This window comes from Nocardioides antri, assembly GCF_008373765.1.
Taxonomy (GTDB): Bacteria; Actinomycetota; Actinomycetes; order Propionibacteriales; family Nocardioidaceae; genus Nocardioides; species Nocardioides antri.
Genome location: NZ_VUJW01000051.1, coordinates 1 through 329 on the forward strand (window position 1 = coordinate 1; position 329 = coordinate 329).

At 77.2% G+C, this 329-nt stretch carries 1 pseudogene; it reads right to left on the reverse strand.

Annotation, left to right across the window (positions count from 1 at the left end):
* A pseudogene (locus F0U47_RS21940) lies at positions 1-329 on the reverse strand (FAD-dependent oxidoreductase); the annotation flags it as partial.

Genomic DNA, 329 nt, shown 5'->3' on the forward strand with positions numbered 1-329 from the left:
CGCAGGTCTCGATCGGCTCGACCAGGTGGGCGTCGAGGGAGGCGATCGCGCGGCGTACTGCCTCCTCCTTGGTGCCCTCCGGGTCCGCATCGAAGAGGCTGGCGGGCGTGTGCAGGCCGAAGTAGGTCAGCGTGTGGGTGCCGTCCGGGACGTCGCCCAGGATGGACGGGTCGGTCAGGGAGTGGCAGTAGACCTCACCCGGCAGCGGGTCCGGCCGCCGGCCGGGGGCCGCGGCGCCGTACGCCGCCCGCCGCCCGCCCGAGCCCCCCGCGAGGTGGGGCGTCCCGGCGCACGCGGCCTCCGGGTCGGCGGCCCGCTTGGGTCTCGGG